Below are 22,792 nucleotides of genomic sequence, written 5' to 3' on the forward strand. Positions count from 1 at the left end.
TGGGAGGGTGGTCATATCCAAAACTGGGCAATGGTTATGAACCAACTTCTTCTTCAAGTTGAGCTAAAAGATAGAGTGTTAAAGTACCTTGAGTAAGAGGGACTTACACACTTTATTTGACAAACCCTTCGATTGGATATTGATGGGTTTAACAAGACAAGTAGTCCCTTTTGATGGAATGTATTTGATAAAGTAGCAAATCCGCCTTTTGAACAGCCTTTCAGTATTGCTACCGATTTTTTAATTGGATTTCTTTTTAAATAACAAACCAATGGTAACCACCATTGGTTTGTTATTTATTCAATTTGTTTCTTGTAAACTTATCGTAAATTTCTTGCTTTAATTGGTCGATTTATTGCCCATCTACTATTCGTTGCACCATCAAGGCGACGTGACTTTAATACTTGACTTGATCCACATCCACAACCTTTTTTTCGAATCTTCTGTGCTTTTACAGAAATTCCACTCATCTTGACACCTCTTTTCCTATTCACTAAATTAGTATATGTTTCCAATAAATAAAGGTAAAGGCGATAGTATACGTCCAATTAGTCAATATTCATTTAAATTAGGTCGTTCGCCTGAACAAGCTATACATATTTACATAGAATATAATGAGTATCGATATATGATAAGCGTATCGAACTCACTACGTTGTAAAACACGGCATAGAGATAAAGAATCGTTAAGCACAAACTTACCGATAGCCTTCTGTTAATTACGACGTTATGGAAAATAAATTATCTGACGATGTTTTTTCTGCAAAGCTGCATATGGCTGCTCCTTCATCTCCTGACTGAGCCATTACGTTTCTCATTTCATATGTCAAACCTCTTTTTTAGGCTAGCTTATTTCCAGTAGTCATCTCATATGTTGACAACAAAAGATACTCATTAAAAGTATCTTTTTTTTTTGCATTCATCAAGGTCGATAAGTAATTTTATAGTGTTTTGATATAAACATAAAGTTGTGAAAGAAATATGGTTAAAAAAATACAATTTAGAGGAGGGTATTATGCAACCACAAGCCAAGCTTTGTACATTTATTACATTACGGAAGGGAAACAAGGTGTTTATATTTTTTTCCTAAAAAAATTGGCATGTCTAAATCTCAAAATTTATTTTTGGTATATATCATAAAGATTCTTTCCTAATTTCTTAATAATAAAACCACTATTAGATTTCTCTACTTCATTTAATTTACTAAAAAAATGCACAATCTCCGTATTTGTAAGCGATGGAAAAAAATGCTTCACTTTCTTGTTTTCTTTTAAATAGAATGTTTTTTGTGAGGAAGATAATCTTCTGGAAGATGGTGTTAGTTTAATGGTACTTAATAAACGTAATATTTCAACGTAGGAAAATTCTTCGTTCGACCATTCATAGTACTGATTTAAATATTTTTCACTCTCTATTACGTGTTGTTTGTATAGATGATCAGCGGAATGCTTATTTAGTATATTCTTTAATATGTTATTAACCTCGTGTTTGTTTTTAGCTTTGAACCCTAATTCATTTGGAAATTCCACGTCAAATTCTTTTGAAGTAACTGGTATATATGAAATGATCGGGCTTCCAACTAAAAAAGCCTCGATGCTTGAAGTACAACCATTTTGGATAATTACTTTAGCAGCCATAAGCCACTTAACAATACTTCCTTCATGAATTACATGTACATTATGGTGTTGGGAGAATGTTTCCCGATAAGCGTTTATATTCTCTCCTGGATGTGGTCTAACAACAAAGTTAGTATCAGGAAATCTCACACACACATCTTTGATCAGATTCAAGAAATAATCGTATAAGCGCTTTATATACAAAGTAAGCTCATCTGTATTTTGGTTTTTCTTTTCTGTTATAGAATTATACAGTGTAAACCTAGTATTGATCAAAACAAAGTCATGATATTTTTTTCTTATATCTTCAACCTCTTTTTCATAGAAAGGTTGGAACTTTGATTTTAAAAGATCGAACCTTGGATGGCCTACAATATGGCATTTACTTGCAAATTCCTGTGTAACTTTGGTAATGGTTTCTTTTTGAAATTCTCCCCAACAATATTCTTGTGTTACCAATTCAAGCATTTCTGACCTCATCCTGTCATCTAGGTACTGTGTTGTATTGCTCAAAATTAACCCCTCTTCGTCCAGTTCAACTATCATATGTCCGTTATTTTTTGCATTTGTTATAATTCTTTTTCTAAATCCTTTTGGATAACCTTTTGAAAAAAAGATTCCATTAGGATATGTTGCTGATGCTAACTCAACCATTCTATGTTCACCAATAATGACACGGTAACCTTCTTTTACAGCATAATATGCTAAAAGCAACTTAGCATCTAATTCTCTGACTTTTATTTCTACCGGGAGATATAACCAGCCTTTATGATTACCCAATTTAATCACCTCGTAACCTTTCTATAGAAACAACATAGTCGGCAGAAAGTAATTTTTATTTTTAGCATAAGCTAAGATTAGGTTTTTTTTAATATATCAATAAGTTCCTCAAAATCCTTTTGATTATCTTCGATTATGGAATCCAGGTAAGACGATAATTCTTTAACAGATGATTCCGATTCATCACTTCTTACACCTATATCATGTTGTTTTTCCAAAAGTATTAACATAAAACTAATAAACATATGTAATGTATTTTTTTCCAAAAAAACAAAACTGTTGTTTTCTTTCCTATTGTCACTTCCTAATTCCTCCAAATGTTCCTTCTTATACCCATCTATTAATTGTTTAATTAATTTTTCTATGTTTGAATTGTTTTGGTTATTATTCATTCCCCTCCTCCTCCACTATTGTTCCATTGACATTAATCTGGTTGAAGGAACTAATTCCATCTTTTGCTTCATCCCCATAAGTAAATCCCATTATACTGCCTGCATAGGTAGATTTCGGTAACCATTTCATTTGAAAATTTGAGAAAGTAAGTGTTTCAGAAGGATTAAGCACACTTTTCCCAACAGGCTTTAGCCAATACTCCTGTTTATCCATTGGATCATTTATCCGTTCCCACGCATTTGTCAGTCTCATTTTTTGCTTGGAATCCTTATATAAATATTTCCCAGAAAAGTCAAAGGGAGAATCTTGGGACACTTTTATACATATATATGGATTAGTGAGCGGTCTTCCTCCTACATTCTGTATATGAAAAGAACCTAGGCAGTAATTTTCGATTCCCGGTTTATGAAATATATTTAGTGAATATGAGAAGTAGCTGATTACGTGGAACTCGTTCAATGCTTTCCTTTCTGTTACCAAAGATTTAATTTCATTTAGATATGAAGTATTCATTTCCTGCCATTTTACGATTTTTTGTCGTATTTCATCAGTTCTTTTCATGTAATAATTCACCTCCATAAAAAATAAAGAGAGAAATAATCCTCTCTTTATTTCTATGCTTGAAGATTAACACTTATCACCACTGACAGTATTATTACTTGGGAAAATTACCGGGCATTGAGGTGGGATTGTAGGTGCAGGGCATGGAGGGATTGGAAGTATATCCCTTGGTTGACAGAAGTCTGCAACAATCTCCAGTGTTACATCAAAAACTGATTGAATACTTTGGCAAAGACGAACAGTAACTGTCACATCTAGCTCATCAGGAGTTGCTGTTGTTGTAGGATCACAAATTGCTGTACAAACAAAGCAATCTAAATCTGTGTAAGTTACATTAACATCTGTACCTTCTGGTGCACACAGAATTACTTGTTCACAACGTGTAAATTCGGCAGTACCGACTTCTACAGTCGCACCTCCAAGTTCTGGTATTAAGTCTACGAAAATTGTTACTTCAAAGTTCTTACGAATGTTCACCAGCTGAAGTGTTACCTGTGCACCATCGATAACGAATTGCTGATCTACTCGATCTAAAATGACAATTGGATCCACAGCAGTAGGAGCAACTGCACAGGTTACCGTATCGATGTCAATGTCGTCACACTCTAATTGAGCGCCAGTAGCAGGGTTAACTGGTAATTCCAAATCAGCCAGGCTTAAATCAAACGTTGCTTCGTTTAGAATCCAGTCATATACCTTTTCTGTGTTGATACATAGGAGTTCTTGACCCCCTGTTAAGTTTTCTGCTTGCATAGCTGCAAACACCTCCGAATAAGTTTATTTTCTTTCATTCGTAGCATATGAACAAATGCACCAAGCCGTATAATGATTTAGCGGAATTTCATGATATTAAGTAAGGAAAATATCATAAATATCAAAGCGGTCTGCTGCAAACACAAATCATACGTGATTTTCTTTAGCTTAAAAAAAATAAACGATGCATACGATTAGAATAATGAGAGATCAGAAAAAGAAGTATTTAAATTCTGCACATTTGTCACGTATTGGTGTTTCATCAATAGTATATTAATGTGCTGTAAAAGGGTGATTAATGATGGAGCAATTCAAATTATACAATGCTCAGGAGATTGAAGAATTGAATCAAAGACTCAATTTCTACAAATATACGCTCGAATCATTAGAAATCGGAGATATGATAGATGATTACGTTAAGACGAAAAATGATTTTCATCTTTTAAAATTAAAATTTACTGAATTTGAAGGAGAAGTGAGAATAATGGAAGATAATTTCCAGCATAAAATAAATGAATACGAACATCAGGAAAAAGAACTTTCCGCAAAGATTAATTCCATGAATGATTCGGTAATTCAATTAAAGCAAGATATTAATAAGATAATGGAAAAGGTCAATCAAGTCCGTTTTACGGAACTGCTTGAAAATATAAATCATGTTATTTTAAAGCAAGATAACATGTTGGTAGAAGGTAAAAATGATATCAATCGATTAAGAGGAGAAATTTTACAATTAAAAGAACACATGCAATCAAATACTCAAAAGCACCATACAAACAACATTCAACATTCCCCTAGACAATCAGAGTACAGACAATTACAGAATATGCTTGAATCTTCCAGATATATTGAGCAAGCACCAAACCAAAAAAAAAATGAGGTAACAAAGTTCCGAAATTTCATGCAATCAACAACCAGAGATCAAATCGTTCATCCAATTGACTCTCATAATGATGTTCAAAAACCTACTCTAAAGAGTAAAGGGAGGAAGACTTATCGGCATAATCCGTATGAATTAAATAAAAATATCATTACCAAAACCACAGCATCAAATAATCAAGAGAAAAAAAAAGACGATAATATTATTCAAGAAAATGATTCTTTAACTACTCATAGCGATAATCTGGCTCTAACTGACGAAAATATAGTTATGGAACATCAAACAGATCACATAGATGTTGAGAATCATTTTGAAACGAATAAACAACAAGATGATTATTCCAGTGTTTCGACACAGCCAAGAGAAACTACTGCCAAAGAAATTCCTGCTAATGAAACCTCCAATGATGAAGAGAAGAAATCGAATAATCAAGAAAAAAAATCCGACAATAAAAAAGAATTCACTTCCTTTTTTTCTCTCTTCAAAAGTAAGGTTTAGCATGGAAGAGAAAAAGATAATTATTCCTCAGGGTATATATAATAATATGCTGAAACATGGGAGGTCGAGTTTACCTTTCGAGGCATGTGGTTTGTTATCGGGTAATAATCATAAAATAAATTCAATTTGGCAGTTAGAAAATAGGCTAAGGTCTGATAGACGATTTTTTGTAGAAAAAAGAACGATTGAAAAAACCATTCAAGAAATTAAAAAACTGAGCGAGCAGGTATTAGCTGTCTATCACTCCCACCCTACTACAGCACCTGTTCCTTCAGTTTATGATATTACCAATCACCCTGATAATAAAGTAAAAATGGTGATTATTTCTTTTAAAACAAATCCTCCATTTACTAAATGTTATCAAATTGAAAAAAACAGCTATGAAGAATGCCTTTTTTGTATAAATCCCTCGCTATAGCCCGACCTTTTTTACAACATATATACTATAATGCAGTATAACATCCAAGGAGTTGATAAATTTGAAATCCAAAAAACTGATTAATCAAAAAAATAATCATAAAATGATAAAACCTTCTAATACACCAATTGTGATCGATTCGTCATCCATTAAAAGAAGACCGATAGAAGTAAGTGGAAGAAGTGGGTGCTGCATGAAAATAAGGTAATTAAGAAGACCATTATTCATTCCTCCGAATAGGATTAATTGTGCGGTCTTGTATATGAACTAGTGTTTAACATATAGATTTGAGGCTATTAAACGAAGGGCTGATTATCAATATCTGGATATAGAGAAAGTCGATTACCTACTTATCCACAGTGTCTAGTATAGGATTTCAGTCCCTTCCAAGAAAGCCTCTTCTATACTCTGAGCAATATTTATACAGTAATTAATAGTTAATAGTTATACCAATGGAACCTAAAAAGTTGAGAGAGTAATGAAACGAAGAGGTCTAGCAATTCAGAGAAAGTAAACACATATAATATGAGAATAAAACAAATGAAAATAATCTTAATCTACCATTAACAGAATACATTATAGAGCAACTTACATAAAAAAGAGAGCAGGTAACAATAACTATATATTAATAGAGTATAATAGATTAAAACTCCCTAAAAAATTACAGAGTTGAGTGCTGAATAATTATAGATACAAATCTTGACCTTTTATAAATGGAAATCCCGCTCTATTTATAGAGGCTAAAATCACTTCAAAAATCCATTCCCAGCTAGTTAAAAAAGCAGTTTTTTGATAAAATTTATCAAAAAACTGCTTTTTGCTGATTAAATGAAAGTAGGTATTTTTAGTTGAAGGATAAAACACTCTAAACTCCTTCCCATAAGTTCAAACGATAATTCAAAAGTTTTCTAATGAAAAGATTAGAATCTAGAGTATATCCCAACTGACCGGAGTGCCCTTTTCCACATCTCGAACTACTGTCTTTCCTAATACTATATCATAATACTTCGGTGGGAGACCATAGCCAGGACGTATTACTCTAAGATTTTCCTTTGTTAATATCTCACCAGCTTTCATATCCTGAGTTACATATAGAGAACGCCGATACTTTCCTGATGATTTTTCAGCATCAGATGGACCATATTGTACTTTCCCAAGTGATTGCCAAGCTCTTTTTGTTTCCGTAACCAATGCTTCCAATTCATGAGGTTCGAGGGAAAAACTTGCATCTACTCCACCATCTTTTCTGGAAATAGTAAAATGCTTTTCAATAATAGTTGCTCCTAATGCAACACTTGCAACAGCTACTCCACTCCCCATGGTGTGATCAGATAAGCCAATCTGACATTGAAATAAATCCTTCATATGCGGAATTGTACTTATATTGGTGTTTTCTGGTGACGCTGGGTACGTGCTTGTGCATTTGAGTAAGATTAGATCCTCACTGCCTGCTTCTCTTGCAGCATTTACAGCTTCCTCTATTTCTGCAGCAGAGCACATCCCTGTTGAAATGATCATTGGCTTTTTGGTTCTAGCTACTTTTCGTATTAAAGGCAAATCAGTACATTCAAATGAAGCAATCTTATAACAGGGAACGTTCAGCGATTCCAAAAAATCAACTGCTGTTTCATCAAATGGGGAGCTAAAACCAATCATACCCAATTGTTTACAGCGTTCAAATATAGGCTGATGCCATTCCCAAGGTGTATATGCTTCCTGATATAGCTCATATAGCGATTTGTTTTTCCAAATACTTTTCGAGTCATGAATCATGAAGTCATCCTTGGCCTCATTTAATGTCATTGTATCTGCTGTATATGTTTGTATTTTTAACGCATTTGCTCCAGCCTTCGCTGCCGTTTCCACTATTTCCAGGGCGCGTTCTAACGACTGGTTATGATTTCCGGACATTTCTGCTATTATAAATGGAGGGGTGTCCGGACCTACTTCCCTCCCCCCCAAGCTTATCTTTTTCATCATGTACCTCCTTTCAGATCAGTTAAAAGTTCAATTCTCACTTTTGCCCAATTTTCTTTGAATAGTGCCATAGGGATAACATCCAAGTATTGATTATCTTTCCACACATGGTCGACAAATCTGCCTTCAACTATAAATCCCAATTTCTTATGATAACGAAAGCTTCCACTATTCGTATGAATAACTTCCGCACATACCTTGTTCATCCCTACTTCATTAAAAATTTTATCCAGAGCCAATATTCCCATAATGGTTCCAGATCCTTTAGGTGCAGTTTCTTCGCCTATATAAAAACCCCAATAACATCGAGCGTTTTCTTTATTAATATTCGTAAAATTAACTAATCCTAAAGGAAGGTTTTTATGATAATACAAAAAAGTTTCCCTAAGCGGATCTGTTTTCAGACTTTCAAACCACTTGCAATGTTCATCCCATGTGATTTGGTGATCCGTATACATAAATGATTTAACCCGCTGAGAATTACGCCATTGAAGTACAATTTTCAGATTCTCAGAATGGATTGGTTTCAATTGAAAATCTTCCTGATTAATCATCGCTATTCTCCTTCAAGTAACCGTTCAACAACAAGATTATCACTAAAGTCACCCATAATTGACGCTGTAGCATTCACCATCTCAACCAGCACAGTTGGAAAATTGATTAATTTTAATATATTGTTTGCGATATCCTCTTCATCCACCTTCTCACTAACACCTAAATGCCATACTGCACCTATTTCTGATAAATACGCCAAAATTTCAGATTGATTCTCAGCAGTTTCAATTGTGATAGCAGGTAAGCCTACATAACATCTTTCCCACGTTGTACTTCCGCCTGCTCCAATTGCCAAATCAGCTTCTGACATAAGTTTGGCTAAATAGTCAATCTGATAGTGGATTTTTATATTAGGGAGTTTTTCACAGTATTTCTTGATAATTGAATATTTCTCATTAGAAATCCCGACAACAACATCGACAGCAATCTCTGGACGATTGATTATTTTTATAGCCTTGATTGCTTTCATTGTTTCATTTGTAGGATCACTCCCACCAAACGATATCAGGATGCGTTTTACGGTGACATTCTTATTTTTTACAAATTGTAAATCCCTAAATTCCTGTCTTAATAAGAGATATTTTGGCCCCAATAACGTTGAGGTAGATTCAGGTATCAATTCTTCATATCGCTTTTCTAGATTTCTATAAAGATTTTGATCTAACAATATGTCACAGTCATGCGAACGATTGGCCAAATCATCAATCACCATTATTCTTTTTACTCCCGGTCTTACGCTACGTTCCCATTTTTTTTCGATGCCATAGTGATCAATTATTAACCAGTCAATTTCAGGCTTCTTGCATATCGCCTCAATCGTTTGTAGTGCGTCTGTTTTCCAATTTAGATCTAACCAATTTTCATTGCTAATCTCATCTTCGTTAGCCGATATATTATTTTCGGTTGGTGGTAAGGAAATGACGGAAAACCCTTTGTTTTCTATATGTGCGATTAAGTCACCGGGTAATATCCGACAAATAAACGTGACATTTACGCTTCTCTTACGAAGATCCTCTGCCAAAACCAGGCATCTCATGACATGGCCAGTTCCAATATTGGTCGATGCATCAGCTCTTATAAAAATATTCATGGATTCACACTTTCAATCTTCTTTTTGTTGGATATTCGTATTAATCAACTGCCATTCTGGAAATGTATCGAGTAATTCGATGGTATCTTCCATTGTAAACTCCGGATTATATGGATAAAGAGTTTCAAAAATTTTATTTATGAGTATAAAGTCCTCAATCGTATCTACCGTCCAACGGTGGTGGCTATAGTCTTCGTTATTGGAAACATTCGTTAAATTGAAATCTAAAGGATTGTTTATCATATATCTTGTTACATGCTCACGATCTGTTTTAGATGTTGCCTTGTCATATGCCTTTTTTAAGGCCTGTAAAGAAAATACTTCAGTATCCATACCTCTTGGCAATGTCCGTTTTAATACATTTGAAGAGTATTGCAGAGGATGTTTATGGAGGAAATAATCTTGTATAACTTTATCTATCTGTGTTGGATCAATAATTGGACAATCAGAGGTTAAACGGACTACTGCATCTGCCTTTACATGACTAGCTGCTTTATAATATCTTTTTAGTACATCACTCTCTGACCCTCTGTAATACGGTATTTTTGCCATCTGGCAGAAAGAAACAATCGCATCATCCTGAAGTTGGTCAGTTGTTGCGACAAGGATTCCATCTATATAGTTAGATCTACTTACCCTCTCCAACTGATACGCTAACAAAGGCCTGCCAAGTACTTTTTTAAGAACTTTTCCTGGTAATCGAGTCGAACCCATTCGTGCCTGTATAATTGCTACTACCTTCATTTTTCTCACCTCAGGTCACCAGAATAATAGGAAATCACTTTTTTTACTCCAGCTATTAGGTTATCAAATTCTGTAAAAGTTAAAGCATTTCCTTATTGCATTTTTCAATATATTTAACCATTATTGTTAATTTGAACTTATAATAACTTATTAATGTAATAAATTTAAATTGTCTTTTGGTAAATAATTTATGAAAAAAGACGCAAAGTTACTCAGGGATGCTATTTAAAAATGGTTTCATTTTTTCTTTCCATAGATGATCAATAATTTTTAATGAATTCTTTGTTTGATCAAATCCAGAATTAATCTCGCTATCTAACATATTATAAACATCGTCAGAAGGAGGAATTTCACTTAAATATTTCCTCCACTCATTAATTTTATCAGGTAGAAATTCTGCCAAACTAAAAACAGAATTAGGAGCAGCTGAATAGCCCAGCCCATTAATTGTGGTAAGATGCCCAGTCCCCCTACCGTCTTCAGCAATAAGTAAGCTAGGTTTACGAGTTCTTAAGAACCAAATATGTGCATGAAGTCTAAATCCAACATGCAAATCAATTTTATCGTAGTAATTTAACTTTTCTGCTCCTCCAGCTAAATCAATAATTTGAATTTGGTTATCTAACCAGTCTTTTGGTAATAAAGAACCTAACTTTCCAAAATAGCCGTGAAATACCAATTTAACATTGCAGAAGTACCTTTTTTTTAGGTTCATAGCTATTTCGTATGCCTTTGAGAGGTGATGCTTATTATGTGGCATCGAAACGGCAATATTTTTAATTTTATTAGGATGTTTAAACGGTAATCCTAAAAAATCAGTATCAAACAACCCCAGGTCTCCAGTAGTACCATAACATGAAATACCATTACCTTTTAAAACATTTTCCGTATAAATATCTCTGCACGATATTTTATTTGTCCCCATCTTTTGGTTAAAAAGTTTTTTAAAGGTTCCAATTTCAGTTGGATTTAGCTTAAGGGTTTTTGACTGAGAAACAGTACCAGGATACTGACTCCATCCAGCGCCGATAGTGTAAAACGGTATTTTATGATCAAGAGCTATTTTCACATAATCATTTCGGAATTTTGGTGCAACAACTTCGCCTAGTGCCGTTGGTCTTAAAGCTGGAGCTAATATAGCGCTATAATTAAACTTTAAATTATCGGTAAGATTTGCATCTGCAATATATGCGGTATCTATTTGGATATCATTTCCTTTAAGCTTTTTTAAAAGTTTTATTAGACTTTTTCCAATTAAATCATCTCCAGAATTTCTCGACCCTTTTGAGGGGTACGTAGACAGCATTAAATATTTCAACTTTTTGACCTCCCCAAACTGTTTAATAGCAGACAAAACTTTGGGATTTTATTGAAGAAAGTCGAGATTTAACACTAAGTGTTATTTATATCTCAATGATACTCACAGAGACCCCAAGTATTTGTTTAAAAACTTTTCTGGATAATTGAGATGAACTCTTCGAAGCTTTGATAGTTGCTACTACTGTACCACCTTCATTTTCTTACCTCAGGTCACCAGAATAATAGGAAATTACCTTTTTCACTCCAGCTATTACATCATAATGGTCTTGTTCAGACATTGTCGGAAACAATGGTAGTGTTATGATTTCTTCATATATTTTTTCAGCATTAGGGCACAAACCATTTTTGTAACCCAACTGTTGATAATATGGATGCAAATGTACCGGAATGTAATGAACGTTCACCCCAATATTCTCCATTTGTAAAGCTTTAAATATTTCGAGCCGATTTGTTTTTAATTTCTCTGTATCCAATCGAACAATATATAAATGCCAGCTAGAAATACATTCATCTTGCTGATATGGAGTTGTAATTGCGTCTATACCTGAAAAAGCTTCAGTATATTTTTTCGCATACTCTTTTCTTTTTTCAAGAAATCTGCTTAACTTTTTAAGCTGATTTGAACCTAACGCTGCTTGAATGTCTGTCATCCGGTAATTATATCCCAGTTCTTGCATTTCATAATACCAAGGTCCCTGGTTGTTTTTTAGCTTCGAGGAATCACGAGTTATTCCATGACTTCTAAACAGTTGCAACCTTTCATAATAATCTTCATTGCACGTCGTGATAATTCCACCTTCACCTGTAGTAATGTGTTTTACAGGGTGAAAACTGAACATCGTCATATCACCAATGGATCCGATACGCCTATCTTTGTAGGTAGCACCTAATGCATGCGCAGCATCATCAATGATAATAAGTCCATATTTTTTTGCCAGCGAAATAATTTCATCATACTCCGCTGGTTGACCAGTAAAGTCAACTGTTATTATCGCTTTGGTTTTTTCTGTGATAAGGGATTTAATGGACTTAGGGGATATATTATAGGTTTTGGGATCGATGTCTGCAAATACCGGCTGACCTCCAACGTACAGAATACAATTAGAGCTTGCTGCGAAAGTCATAGGTGTGGTTATCACTTCATCATTGTCTTTGACTCCTGCCGCAAAGCACGCAGCATGTAATGCTGCAGTACCACTGGAGAATGCTACTGCATATTTTGCTCCTACAAAATCCGCAATCTCCTTCTCAAATTGAGAAATGGCTGGTCCAGTTGTAATAAAATCACTTTTTAATACATTGTTTACGGCTTTAATATCTTCATCATCAATACACTGCTTGCCATACGGCAAATAGGAATCTCTTATTGGAGTGCCGCCATTAAGTGCTAATTCTTCTTTTTTATTCATCATTTACTCCTTCCTTTAGATTAGATTCGTTGTTTTAATCCATTCTTCTGTCTTTTTAATCCCTTCTTCTAAACTATATTTTGGTTCCCAGTTCAATAGTTTCTTAGCTTTACTGTAATCACATAACAATTTCGGTATTTCACTCTGAGGATGGATATGCGTGATATGTTTAATATGGTCTTCATCCTCAACCATTAACTTTGCTAAAGCATTTATACTGATATCTTTGCCAAGACCGGCATTAACAATTTCGCCATCTACTTTGTTAGAATAACCAGATTCAACAACAAAGCGTGCACAGTCTTCTACATACAGCAAGTCGCGGGTTTGTTTTCCATCACCATATATTTGCAATGGCTTACCAGCTAACTTGTTTTTTAAAAAGATTGCGACCACCCCGCCTTCTCCCCCTGTTTTTTGATATGGTCCATACGTATTGAATGGACGTATAATTGTTACGGGAAGATCGTAGGCATAATAATAAGACAACACCATATTTTCTGCAGCCAGTTTCGATCCGGCGTATGGTGAAGCGGGTTTAACCGCATTCGCTTCATTTATTCCCTCTTCACTCCAAGCACGTTCATACACCATACATGTGCTCATAAATACAACCTTTACATCATTTTTTTTACATTGCTCCAGAATATTGAAGGTGCCAATTACATCGTTATTGAAAGTAGTTCGCGGATCATCAATACTATCTTGCACATTTATACTCGCAGCTAAGTGATAACAAATATCAAACTTATTGATGAACAAATGATTGAGAATGCGAATATCTTTTATATCTCCATTGATAAACTCCATAAAATTCTTTTCGTTTCTCATATCCTTTACATTTTCTATGCGTCCATTTGAAAGATCATCCAAGACCCATACTTGATGACCATCTTTTAATAGTCGGTCGACTACCCATCTTCCGATGAATCCCGCACCGCCTGTTACAAGAATTTTCAATACCTTCACCCTTTCATAAAACCCCTCTAAAACATCATATTTACAGCTGACAAAATATGTTCGGGTTCAACTTAAAGTTCAACTATTTGAAAAGGTCTTGGGAGACTGGTGATATCCAGATCAATTTATATAGAATAGAATATTATGCTTAGTGATATATTTATCATGCAATTATAAATAAAAAATACATCGTGAATCCGACATTAATTAATCTTCACTGAATAACTATTACCGGTCATTCAATTTAAAATTATACAAGCTTGTTTGTTTTTATTAAGACGATGGATTGACATCCTCAGTTTCAAAAAACTAACACCTTAGCCCTGGAAAACTGTTAACCTGAGAACATATCACAAAGAATGCACATAAAAATCTTTAATGGTTTTAAAAACAACGAAAGAGAAATGCCAAAAATCAAACCATCTAAAGTAAAAGCTAACTGAATCCAGTAAATGGACACAATCAGCTTCTTTCTTATCATTCTAATGACTGTTTTATAAAATTATGCCTTTTCTCGAATTCTCTGCTTTTCTTTTGTATTACCTTCCCCTATTGCCCAAATATCTTGATACATCATTTAGCTCCATTTCTTGCTTGCACTTACATCAGTATATGAGTAAACATGAATAAAAATGGTGACTTCCTAATTAAACCCTAGCTTATTAGCCTACTAATTAACCTTTTTAGTCGTTCACCAGACATGCTGAAATCAGGATAAGCAACACGAAGGAAATTTTCTTTTTTCTCTTCTACTTTATTTTTATAGTTTAAATCAGTGAAATATTTTATTACTAATTCTCCTAACTTTTTAGGATCTTTTTGAACCAAATCATCCAAACTATTATAATAACCTGTATAACTTGGTAATTTCTTTTCCAATACAAATAAAGGTTTTTTTGCAAGCATAGTTTCTAAGCACACTGTAGAAGGATAAGAAACGATAACGTCAACATTTGGAAGGATGTCATATAAATCGTAGTCTTGTGATGAATAAACAAATGGAAACTCTTTAGTGAGATCGTGTGGAGTTTTAATAGGATAGTCTTTAATCACTATATTTAAATGTAGTCTTTTAGAAATTGTATCAATTAAGATCCTCCATTTAGCAATATCGCGATTCCCCCTAACGACAATCATTATTGTTTTTTTATTTTTATCAAGCCCTAGTTGTTTATAAAACGTAGACTTTTTTACTGTGGATGGCTGAAATGCTTGATCAAATCTTGGATGCCCAGTAATGGCAACAGTTTTTTTTGAGACACCCAATCGCTTATACCATTCCACCTCATAATTGCCATATACAGCATCAATCGTAGCGATTTTAGGTATAAAACCAAACTCATTTGCAAGGATTCCATGCTGTATACAAATAGTTGGTATGCCCCTTTCCGCAGCAACTAACAATAAGATACGACTTATATAACTATGCGTACTAGCTACAAGTAAACAAGAGACAAGAACTTCATCATAAAAATGAATGGACCGTTCAATACAATTTACTATTTCAGCTATTTTTTTCAAGAATAACGTTTGGAAATTTGCATCCTTATATAGATGGTGATTTTTATAGGTTTTGAACATGGATTTCGCTTGATTTTGCAGCCTAATTATAGCCTTTTTTGTATCTATTTTATAGTTACTTAAATAGTTGACTTGAAGATTAAATAGCGTTCTCTTTGTAACACCACTACTAGATTTTTTTTTATTGTTTTTACTGCCCGCCATTACAATCATTGTTTTTGAGCGATCAAAATAATCATCGAATGTCTTTGCCGGAAACCGGAGTATTGTATCATAATTTACTACTATTTTTCCGTTTTTACCTTTGACTAATTGTTTTTTCTTATGAGACTGCATGTAGTTATTAAATACCTCCTGAATTTCCTGTTGATCTTTCACCTCATTTTTTAATCGTGCTGTGAATTTATCATCATACAAATCCTTCCAAAGCTCTGTATTTTTTCGGATTAAACTAGGAAAATGACATATAAATGATAAGGAAAATCCTCTATAATTCAACTTTTGAAAGTCGCGAAGAAAATCAAGGTATAGTGACCAGTAATTTTTTACATAGGTATTCATAGTATCCTCCTATATCAATATATCCCTCGATGACATTTTCAACTCAAAATCAACAGCAATTACGCTGTTCAATACGTATTCTCTTGTGGGAGTAAGAAAAGTTATTTTCTTACTTTTTTAAATACACGAAGCGTATAGAGTTCTAAACCAGCTTCTTTACAGTTACTTTCCGCCACCTGTTTAAAACCAAAATTTTCGAAAATTTTCTTATAGTTTCTTGCAAAAATGTGCCAATGTGAAGTTTTTTCTGCTTCAACGGTTATTAGGTAATCCCCTGTAATTCTAGCTATTTCCTCAAAAATCCACTCACTGTCTGGATGGATATGTTCAAAAACTGCCATCGAAAATACTAAGTTAAAAGTATCAGGAAGAAACTTTTTAATTACATCCTCTACTGGAGAATTAATAATTACCGCATCGTCCGCAAGTTTTGGGTACATTTCCTGTAGACATGTAGCCGCTTCTTGACTAATTTCAATGCCAGTCATTCCTTTATAACCATGCTCATAGAGGTGATTCAGATTACGACCAACGTTACAGCCAATCTCAAGAACCTTTCCCTTTTTCTCTACATATTTTTCTACATACTTCAATAAAAACTCGCTTCTTTCCAGTTTATTCGCATATCTCATTGGAGTACTGTTTTTAACCCAATGATCATGAATTTCGTTAAGTTTTGATTCTGTCACGTTAATACCTCCACTTTTTCATACAGGATACAATATAATATGTAAAAAAAAAGAAAGCGTATTGGCATATGATAGAGGGTAACAACCTAAAAATGATCGACTTATCCTCATTTTATTGGTTTGATAAAATGGTTTAATAGGCTTGTTGGTCATATTTTTTAGTTTCCTAAAAATATTGTTTGAAAAAGCCATTACTTTTTCAAAAAAGCCCTCTATCCCTAAAGATATTGAGAGCTAAATCATTTTTATAAAGTAGCTTGTGAAATAATGCTTTCAATTTATCAACGGGTGTCCTTGATGGATCATAGTATTTATAAGCAATAAAATCATCTTTCATTTTTTCCACTTTTTTAACGTTAAATTTAGCTTCTAAATCGGTTGTCAGAGCTTTCACTAATTTGCTAGGATTATCTCTGTATCTGCTATAACTAATTTAATCATTTAAGAATTTCACAAAGTCTCTATATGAGGATTAATAATTCTGTTCCAATTGGTTAACCCCTTACTTTTCACAAATTAGATAGTGAAGTTGAACTAGAAGTACCTATACCCTAATTTGCCAACCGATTAATTAAGTCGACCAGCCTATCACCAGAGGGTTTCGCTGCAGGATATGCTTGGGATAAAAATGCTTCTCGTTTTTCTTCAACTAGCTCTTTAAACTTTTCATCTATAAAATAATTATTGATCATTTCAGTGATTATTAAAGGGTCTGGTTGTGCTAATTCACCTAAAAAGTCAAAATAACCGGTATACGTCGGAAAAGGGGTGGACAAAACAAAAACTGGCTTTTTAGCAATCATAGCCTCTAATCCTACAGTAGAAATATAAGAAACGACTAAGTCACTATGATGAATTAAATCATATAATTGAAAGTGTTTAGATGGATAGACGTCGGGAGATTTAGCAGTCAGTTCATGTGGCTTCAAGTACCGAAAATCTTTAATGACAATATTATAATTGTCTATACCATCAAAATTATCAATGAAAGTTTCCCATTTCTCCATTTGTATTTTACCCCTGACAATCATTAATATCATTTTCTTATTTGGCTTTAATTCTAATTGTTTTTCGAGCTCATTTTTAGAGATAGAAGGACCTTGATGAATAGCATCAAACCTTGGATGTCCAATTATTTCTACAGCTTGATCCGATAAACCTAATTGCTTAAACCAGTTGACTTCAAAGTTTGAATAAACAGCATCTACATCCGCTATCTTGGGCATGTAACCAATTTCATCTCCAATAATGCCATGCTGCATACATATCGTAGGAATTCCCATCTCAGCTGCGACCATGGCAATTGTTCTACTCTGGTAATAATGTGTAGAAGAAAAAACAATACAGGAGACTGGATTCATTCTAAAATACCTATTGGTCTCCTCAATACGATTGACTATACCCTCTATTTGCATATAAAAATATTGTTTGAATGTTTCGTTATTAAACATTGGATGATCGGTGTAAGTCGATATAATTTCATCCACTTTACCTTTTAAAATTTGGATATTCGAACTTACATTAACCCTGTATTCATCTAAATAATGAGAGGGAATCCCTGCTTCTGGAATACCTTCAATTACTTTCGGCTGTTCCTTAGGGTTATAGTCTTGAAGAAAAATAGTGTCTGCAGAAGGAAAATGTTTTGTCATTATCTCTTTCGGAAAACGCATCAAATTATAGACATCATATAAAACTACTTTTCCATTTGCATGGCTTGCCTTCTTGAATAATTTGCTGCCTTTTCGGTTTATGTGGGTTTGTTTATATGAACTGAAAATTTGTTGCATTGTTTTTTTATCTTTCACTTCATGCGATAAAGATTTTATAAATTCCTCTGATGATAAATGTTCCCAGATATAATTATTTCTATGATTCAGACTACGAAAATGACATAAGTAGGGGATAGAAAACCCTTTATACTTTAAATCCTTAAAGGCTTCTAAAAACTCTACATACAATGACCAATAATTACGTGAAGTTGTATTCATTCGATTACTCCTTTGTATTCCTAAACTGTTGGAATCCACCAAGTTAGATCTCGGAAAGCGTACATCTACTTTTAACTTATCAGCCTATTAATCAAGTTTTTCAATCGCTCCCCAGACTTGGTGGAACTCGGGTACGCGTATCGAAGAAACTTGTTCCTCTTATTCTCTGCGTAGCTTCTTGACTGAACATCTGTAAAGTATTTCCTTACTTCATCACCTAATTTTCTTGCATCTGACTGAACCAAATTACCAAGACTTGTATAATATCCTGTATAGCCGACGAAGGTCTCCTCTAAGATAAATACGGGCTTCTTTGCTAACATTGCTTCCAAACCTACTGTAGAAGAATAAGCAACCACAGCATCAACATTAGGGAATATGTCATAAATATTATAACCCTGCGTTGAATAAACAAATGGGAATTCTTTTGTTAAAGCATGAGGTTTTTTACTTGGATAATTCTTAATTACTATATTAAGATTAACTTTTTTGGAGATTGTTTTAATTAATGATCTCCAACTGTTATTATCTTTGTCTCCTCTGACAACAATCATTAATGTCTGTCTATTTGGATTCAATCCTAATGTACGATTGAACTTATCCCGAGTAATAACAGAACGTTTATATACCTGGTCAAATCTAGGGTGACCAATAATTTCAAGTGATTTACCAGGTGAGCCTATTTTTTTAAACCAGTCTCTTTCAAAGTTCCCGTATACAGCATCAATTGTGGCAATTTTCGGTATATAACCAAGTTCACTCGAAATAATTCCGTGCTGCATACAAATAGTAGGTATTCCTTTTTTTGCTGCTACTAAAGCTAATACCCGACTTTTATAACTATGCGTTGTTGATACAACAATACAAGAGACAGAAACATCATTCAGAAAGTTTATCGACATTTCAATTTGATTAATAACCGTTGCTATATTATTTAGCAACCATTCTTGAAATTGATTATGCTTATAGAGATGATGATTTTTATAAGCTTTAAGCATAACTTTTGCCTGGTTTTGAACTTGTGAGACCACTTTTTCTGTATTCGTTGCGTAATTATTAAAGTAATATACGGGTAACTTATTCATTATTTTGTTTGGTCTTACAACATTCTTTCTCTTTACATTTTCTTTTTTTATAATTATGGTGTTTGATAGAGGTACAGCTTTTTTCTTCTTCTTAATTTTAGTTGTTGATTCAGGTTTATTTCCTTTAGTCTTGCTAACGGCTGCGGCTGGTGGCTTAGCCTTTTGGCCCTTACTTTTGCCAGTTGAAAATAATTGGATTGTATTCGACGGATCAAAATAATCGGTAACTGTATCCTGTGGAAAACGGAGCAATTTGTCAACATGTAATACTACTTTACCATCCTTATTTTTCACAGATGCTTTTTTCTTGTGTGAGTATACAAACTTATTAAATACCTCTTGAAATTCACTTTGATCATTAACTTGATTTTTTAACTTTCTAGCAAACTTAGCATCCTGCAGTTCCTCCCAAATTGGTTCTCTGTTTATAATAAAGCTAGGCAAATGACATAAATACGGTAATGAAAAACCTTTATAATTTAACTTCTCAAAATCCTTTAGAAAGTCAAGGTATAAAGACCAATAATTTTTCACAAAAGTATCCATATGACTTCATAACCTCCTTTAAATTAGTTCTTCTTCCTTTAGCAATTCACGTAATTCATTAACGTTTAATGGTGCTTGATTCATCGAACTGTATGTTCCATGATTACACTTTTTCGCATTGTTGTATCTTACCTTTTCAGTTCCTGGAATAATATACATATCTTTTAATTCCCAAGCCTCCCTAGACTCATCGTAGGTCATCAATTCTTCATACATTTTTTCCCCTGGTCGCAACCCCATCACCTCAACATTAATTTCATCCATTTTCATATCGTGTTCTTTACATGTTTCTCCTATTAAAATATCAGCTAAATCTCCTAGTCTAATAACAGGCATTTTTAATACAAAAACCTCCCCACCTTTTGCTTCTTTCAAAGCCTTTATTGTCAACTGTGTGGCCTGATTCAACGACATCATAAAACGAGTCATATCCTTATCAGTAACTGTAATTTTCCTATTTTTAAGAATTTGCTCCTTAAAAAGTGGGATTACTGAACCTCTTGATCCCATTACATTACCAAATCGAACACTTGCGAATATCGTCTGTTTCCCGTTTGTGCTATATTCAGTAGAAGAAATTAACCGTTCTGCAATAAGTTTAGTCGCACCATACGTATTAGTAGGAGAAATAGCTTTATCTGAACTCGTAAACACTACTTTTTTTACGTTTTGTGAAATTGCAGCTTTAATTACATTATTAGTTCCCTGTACATTCGTTTTAATAGCTTCATATGGATTGTATTCACACAGATCAACATGCTTCATTGCTGCTAAATGCAATACATAATCAATATCATGCATAGCAGCAAACAAGCTATCATAATCACGAATATCTCCAATTACCAACCGTAATTTTTCATTATTATCTAGCTCATATCGAAGTTTGTGCTGCTTAAATTCATCTCTGCTAAATATTTTTATTAATGTTGGATTTTCTTTCATGATCGATTGCACTATACTTTTACCTATCGTTCCGGTACCTCCGATAACCAATACTTTTTTTTCACTAAAATACACATTAGTTCCTACTCTCTTTATTTAAATATTCGTATACTGCCATAGGTGATTCCATAAATACGGTAAAAATAACACAGCAAAGTTCTAAGTTAATCTCAAAATATATCTGCTAAAATCAAAATCGTCCATGGTCTGCGAAAGTCTTTGGCTCCCTTCGAGCTTACAATCTAGCGCATACGCTGTGCTATGTTGAATTTTTCTATTATTTTCACTAAATTTATGATGCACTTTAAACAATTTTAGTCTTGTACAGTGTGATACTATATATATTCATAAAGAGAATATGAGTTAAAGACTCTAACCTATTAATCACTTTTTTTCTTATATATGTGCGGATTTCCCAGCATTGCATATGTAATTTGGTCGTTGTTTCTTTTCATTAATACTATATAAAATTCAAATAGGCACCTTGATATATTTAAAAATTATATTAAACGTTCAGTAAAACGCTTGTGGGAATTTAAAATATACACCTCATCAAGTGTTTTATTAACACGGACAACTGTTCATATCATTTTGGCTCAAAATCGATCCTCCTAATAGAAGGGAATCGGTTCTATGAATATTTAGAAGCAGAGAAAATTTAAGTTATAATAGCAGTGGTTGATGATATGTGAAATTAACAACTTCAAGCACAACAGAGCTTTCTGCCATAAGGAATCATTTGCCCCTAAAAGCAATTTCTCACACACTTGGTTTATGCAGTTTCTACAAAGCATGTAACCATAAAAAAAGAAGCTGCTTAACATAGCTTCATTGGAAAACTGTATTCAACTAGTTTAGTGGAGACACTCTTACAGGAAAAGTTTATCAATCTATAATAAAATAAAATAAACTTTATTATTTTATAGCTATCCAGTATAGCTCATAAAGTAAGAAGTGACCTTAAGACTCCTTTTCATAACTTATTTCTTTTGAAGTATATCTGACATAATCAATATCAACTGATTAAACCTTTCCTCATCGTTTCCTAGCTTCCTAATATAGTGTCTAATCTGTTCTTGCACCGCAGGGTCATCTAAAGCATGGCGTAACATTATCAAAATAACATCCTTGGATGCTATTTTTTGCTGGCTTTTATCTTCATCGATTGACTCTGTCTCTTGCTGTGATTTATGTTCATCCTCTTCTTCCGAGTATTGTTCCTCCTGACTTATTGAATCATTTTGGAAAAATTGTTTGATATAATCTTTAGCCATATTTCCAGCTAATTTAACCTCTGACGTATTTAAGGTTTTCATAATTCCTTTCACTTTATCGTATAGTTCCGACATACTATTATCCTCCTGCTGTCCTTTCGTTTGTGTACTACGTACCACTGGATTTCTTACCTCACGAAATCTGCCGGAAGAAGTTCTTTCTAAATGCATAACACGATTATATTTCAACTGCTTCACCCACCCCTTTTGATCCTCTTTACATAGTTACG

Annotated in this window: 22 protein-coding genes; 2 read left to right on the forward strand and 20 right to left on the reverse strand. The window is 33.6% G+C overall.

All coding sequences use genetic code 11. The features are described 5' to 3' along the window. Positions 1-320: 320 nt before the first annotated feature. The 5 genes from D1B32_RS23910 to D1B32_RS20725 form a co-directional block, all read right to left on the reverse strand. Positions 321-470, reverse strand: coding sequence for a hypothetical protein (locus tag D1B32_RS23910; protein ID WP_158586303.1), 150 nt, complete (start codon positions 468-470; stop codon positions 321-323). A gap of 647 nt (positions 471-1,117) precedes the next feature. Then, positions 1,118-2,395 (reverse strand): surface carbohydrate biosynthesis protein, encoded by a 1,278-nt coding sequence (locus tag D1B32_RS20710; RefSeq protein WP_158586304.1) that lies wholly within the window; start codon positions 2,393-2,395, stop codon positions 1,118-1,120. A gap of 77 nt (positions 2,396-2,472) precedes the next feature. After that, positions 2,473-2,787: a hypothetical protein gene (locus D1B32_RS20715; RefSeq protein ID WP_118890337.1), complete on the reverse strand. Its 315-nt coding sequence runs from the start codon at positions 2,785-2,787 to the stop codon at positions 2,473-2,475. Then, entirely contained in the window at positions 2,780-3,349 is a 570-nt protein-coding gene (locus D1B32_RS20720) for a hypothetical protein (RefSeq protein WP_118890338.1), read from the reverse strand. The genes D1B32_RS20715 and D1B32_RS20720 overlap by 8 nt, the downstream gene beginning before the upstream one ends. Positions 3,350-3,415: 66 nt before the next feature. Further along, a complete protein-coding gene (locus D1B32_RS20725) occupies positions 3,416-4,102 on the reverse strand; it encodes a BMQ_0737 family morphogenetic spore coat protein (RefSeq protein ID WP_095314438.1) in 687 nt (228 codons plus the stop codon). A gap of 301 nt (positions 4,103-4,403) precedes the next feature. Here D1B32_RS20725 and D1B32_RS23915 point away from each other — a divergent pair, with 301 nt between their 5' ends. Further along, on the forward strand, positions 4,404-5,480 hold the full coding sequence (locus D1B32_RS23915; protein WP_158586305.1) for a hypothetical protein: 1,077 nt from the start codon (positions 4,404-4,406) through the stop codon (positions 5,478-5,480). A gap of 1 nt (position 5,481) precedes the next feature. After that, entirely contained in the window at positions 5,482-5,898 is a 417-nt protein-coding gene (locus D1B32_RS20730) for a M67 family metallopeptidase (protein WP_158586306.1), read from the forward strand. A gap of 96 nt (positions 5,899-5,994) precedes the next feature. On the opposite strand, the gene D1B32_RS24485 is transcribed toward D1B32_RS20730, so the two are convergent. From D1B32_RS24485 to D1B32_RS20800, 15 genes are all read right to left on the reverse strand, one after another. After that, positions 5,995-6,126: a hypothetical protein gene (locus tag D1B32_RS24485; RefSeq protein ID WP_262366405.1), complete on the reverse strand. Its 132-nt coding sequence runs from the start codon at positions 6,124-6,126 to the stop codon at positions 5,995-5,997. A 456-nt stretch (positions 6,127-6,582) separates the two neighbouring features. Then, the gene (locus tag D1B32_RS20735; RefSeq protein WP_095314440.1) at positions 6,583-6,762 is read right to left on the reverse strand and encodes a hypothetical protein; all 180 of its coding nucleotides are present in this window, start codon (positions 6,760-6,762) and stop codon (positions 6,583-6,585) included. Between the two features lie 63 nt (positions 6,763-6,825). Continuing rightward, positions 6,826-7,875 (reverse strand): pseudaminic acid synthase, encoded by a 1,050-nt coding sequence (gene pseI / locus D1B32_RS20740; RefSeq protein ID WP_095314442.1) that lies wholly within the window; start codon positions 7,873-7,875, stop codon positions 6,826-6,828. After that, positions 7,875-8,429, reverse strand: coding sequence for a UDP-4-amino-4,6-dideoxy-N-acetyl-beta-L-altrosamine N-acetyltransferase (gene pseH / locus D1B32_RS20745; protein WP_095314445.1), 555 nt, complete (start codon positions 8,427-8,429; stop codon positions 7,875-7,877). Before pseH ends, pseI begins: the two co-directional genes overlap by 1 nt. Positions 8,430-8,431: 2 nt before the next feature. Beyond that, the gene (gene pseG / locus D1B32_RS20750) at positions 8,432-9,520 is read right to left on the reverse strand and encodes a UDP-2,4-diacetamido-2,4,6-trideoxy-beta-L-altropyranose hydrolase (RefSeq protein WP_118890339.1); all 1,089 of its coding nucleotides are present in this window, start codon (positions 9,518-9,520) and stop codon (positions 8,432-8,434) included. A 12-nt stretch (positions 9,521-9,532) separates the two neighbouring features. Further along, positions 9,533-10,264 carry a cytidylyltransferase domain-containing protein gene (locus D1B32_RS20755; protein WP_118890340.1) on the reverse strand — a complete coding sequence of 244 codons (732 nt, stop codon included), beginning with the start codon at positions 10,262-10,264 and terminating at the stop codon, positions 9,533-9,535. A 208-nt stretch (positions 10,265-10,472) separates the two neighbouring features. Further along, positions 10,473-11,582, reverse strand: coding sequence for a polysaccharide pyruvyl transferase family protein (locus D1B32_RS20760; protein WP_118890341.1), 1,110 nt, complete (start codon positions 11,580-11,582; stop codon positions 10,473-10,475). A gap of 202 nt (positions 11,583-11,784) precedes the next feature. Beyond that, on the reverse strand, positions 11,785-12,993 hold the full coding sequence (pseC, locus tag D1B32_RS20765) for a UDP-4-amino-4,6-dideoxy-N-acetyl-beta-L-altrosamine transaminase (RefSeq protein WP_118890360.1): 1,209 nt from the start codon (positions 12,991-12,993) through the stop codon (positions 11,785-11,787). Positions 12,994-13,008: 15 nt separating this feature from the next. Then, on the reverse strand, positions 13,009-13,953 hold the full coding sequence (locus D1B32_RS20770) for a dTDP-glucose 4,6-dehydratase (protein ID WP_095314466.1): 945 nt from the start codon (positions 13,951-13,953) through the stop codon (positions 13,009-13,011). 654 nt (positions 13,954-14,607) lie between these two features. Beyond that, positions 14,608-16,035 (reverse strand): CDP-glycerol glycerophosphotransferase family protein, encoded by a 1,428-nt coding sequence (locus D1B32_RS20775; protein WP_118890342.1) that lies wholly within the window; start codon positions 16,033-16,035, stop codon positions 14,608-14,610. Between the two features lie 101 nt (positions 16,036-16,136). Continuing rightward, entirely contained in the window at positions 16,137-16,724 is a 588-nt protein-coding gene (locus tag D1B32_RS20780; RefSeq protein ID WP_240033865.1) for a class I SAM-dependent methyltransferase, read from the reverse strand. A gap of 551 nt (positions 16,725-17,275) precedes the next feature. Further along, positions 17,276-18,715: a CDP-glycerol glycerophosphotransferase family protein gene (locus D1B32_RS20785; protein ID WP_118890343.1), complete on the reverse strand. Its 1,440-nt coding sequence runs from the start codon at positions 18,713-18,715 to the stop codon at positions 17,276-17,278. A gap of 71 nt (positions 18,716-18,786) precedes the next feature. Next, the gene (locus tag D1B32_RS20790; RefSeq protein WP_118890344.1) at positions 18,787-20,346 is read right to left on the reverse strand and encodes a hypothetical protein; all 1,560 of its coding nucleotides are present in this window, start codon (positions 20,344-20,346) and stop codon (positions 18,787-18,789) included. A gap of 18 nt (positions 20,347-20,364) precedes the next feature. After that, positions 20,365-21,363, reverse strand: a complete 999-nt coding sequence (locus D1B32_RS20795) for an SDR family NAD(P)-dependent oxidoreductase (protein ID WP_118890345.1) — start codon at positions 21,361-21,363, stop codon at positions 20,365-20,367. Between the two features lie 905 nt (positions 21,364-22,268). Beyond that, entirely contained in the window at positions 22,269-22,751 is a 483-nt protein-coding gene (locus D1B32_RS20800; protein WP_118890346.1) for a hypothetical protein, read from the reverse strand. Positions 22,752-22,792 lie beyond the last annotated feature (41 nt).

Origin of the sequence: Oceanobacillus profundus (genome assembly GCF_003515705.1) — a bacterium.
GTDB classification, from domain to species: domain Bacteria; phylum Bacillota; class Bacilli; order Bacillales; family Amphibacillaceae; genus Oceanobacillus; species Oceanobacillus profundus.